This window comes from Vibrio sp. MEBiC08052 (assembly GCF_001506075.1).
In the GTDB taxonomy this organism is placed as follows: domain Bacteria; phylum Pseudomonadota; class Gammaproteobacteria; order Enterobacterales; family Vibrionaceae; genus Vibrio.
The window spans coordinates 49,904-52,010 of sequence record NZ_KQ947476.1; the positions used below are offsets into that span (position 1 = coordinate 49,904).

Consider the following 2,107-nt stretch of genomic DNA (forward strand, 5'->3'; position numbering starts at 1 on the left):
ACGGGTGCTCTCGGGAATCTCGCCCAACACGTCGCGCAATGCCCCCGTGGTCAGCAAAGCTACCGGCGCACTGTCGGACAACATATAGGTCAGCCGCTCGGTCGGATAGCCCGGGTCAAGCGGCACATAGGCACCGCCTGCTTTGAGAATTGCCAGCAGGGAGACCACCAGCTCACAGCTTCGTTCCAGACAGACCGCGACCCGGCTGTCGGGGCGTACACCCTGCGCAATCAGCCAGTGGGCCAGTTGGTTGGCCCGGGCATTCAGCTCGGCGTAACTGAGTGACTGGTCTTCAAACACCACTGCGGTTGCTTGCGGATTACGCGCCACCTGCGCCTCAATCAGGGTATGCAGGCATGACTCATCGGGGAATGGCGTTGCCGTCTGGTTAAACCGGTTGAGCACCAGATCCCGTTCAGCGTCCGCGAGGATACTGAGTTGGTTCACCGGTGCAAAAGGTTGTGCAGACAGCGTACTCACCAGCCCATTTAAGACCGTCATGAACATCGCCCCGAGTCGCTCGCCACTGAGACGCGGATTGACATGGATATCCAATGAAAAACCACCCGTCACAATATCGTTGACGGCCACCGTCAACGGGTAGTTGGTATTCTCTGCGGCAACTTCGAGAGAACCGAGTGTCTCTTGGTCTGTCGCAGCGGTCTGGGCGCTGCCGCCTTGATAACGATAGTTCAGCAGCGAACTAAACAGTGGGGTGTGATTACTCAGACCACTGCACTGTTGTGCCAAGGCGAGAGAAGTGTGTTCATGTTCGAGTAATTCAGCCAAACGTTGCTGAGTCTGGATCAGTGCCGATTCTACCGATGTATCAGCAAAAGAGAGTCGTAATGGTAATGTATTGAGGAACATCCCCAACACCCGGTCCGCCCCTTCACCACCGGCCATCCGGCCGAACAGTACCGTACCGAAGACCACGTCATCTTGTCCGGTGGCTCGCTGGACAACCACGCCCCAGGCCAGATGGAACAGCGCTGCCGGGCTGATACTGAAACGCCGGGAGAGCTCACGGATCGTCAGTGCAACATCGTCGGCAACCGCCACATGAGTTGCTTCGACATGAGCGTCATCACCGGATGCCTGCAACCCGAAAGGATCACAAGGTTCATCAATATCGCCAAGCAACTCACGGAAGTATTGAAGGTGTTCATCTTTATTGGCGTTCAGCGTCGTTTGAGCGACAAAATTACGGAACGGTAATGGCCTTGGCAATGACGCTTCACGACCGGCAATATAGGCCTGCACTTCTTCAATCAGTAATTCCAGCGTGGTGTGGTCATTACACAAATGGTGGAGCAGAAAACAGAGCAGCCAACGGTCTTCAGCCGGATCAGCCACTTTATAGGCTGCAATCATCGGGGCCCGCTGGATATCCATTCGGGTATAGGCCGGGTCAAAATGTTGGCATAAACGTGTGGCAACATTATCAGTCTTGTTACCGTTTTCCAGCTGCTCCGTACGTAGGGTTTGCAGTACGACCGGTGCTTGACGCCAGACCACCTGAACGGGCGTCTCCAGACCATCCCAAACCACCGCAGTACGCAGAATGTCATGTCGTTGCACCACATGCTGAAGCGCGGCGATAAACGTCTCAATATCCGCTTCATGTTTGAAGCTTTGTACTACGCGCGTCACATAGGGGTCACCTTGTTGCTCTAACAGGTGATGGAACAAAATACCTTCCTGAAGCGGCGCCAGCGGATAGATATCCTGAATATTGGCTGCACCGCCATCAACAGTCTGACTGATCACATCAATCGCCTTCTGATCGAGTGTCACCAGCGGTAACATGTCCGGTGTAATGTACTGGCAATTGACAGGAATCAGATTCGGTGGAATTTCGCTCTCGGGATTCACCTCTTGTACTTCCAATGTTTCAGCCAGTTCTGCCAGTGTAATTCGCGAGAACAGATGACGAATCACTAACTGATAACCGCGTTGCCGCAGGCGATCAGCCATTCGTACTGCCAGCAGGGAGTGGCCACCCAGTTCAAAGAAGTTGTCGGCCCGGCCCACTTGTTCGACGCCCAATAGCTCAGACCAAATCGCCGCCAGTTGTACCTCTGCATCCCCCTGCGGTGCCTGATAT

Annotated in this window: 1 protein-coding gene; it reads right to left on the reverse strand. The window is 54.6% G+C overall.

Annotation, left to right across the window (positions count from 1 at the left end):
• On the reverse strand, positions 1 to 2,107 hold a 2,107-nt coding region (locus tag VRK_RS21350; RefSeq protein WP_197413177.1), incomplete at both ends, for a condensation domain-containing protein.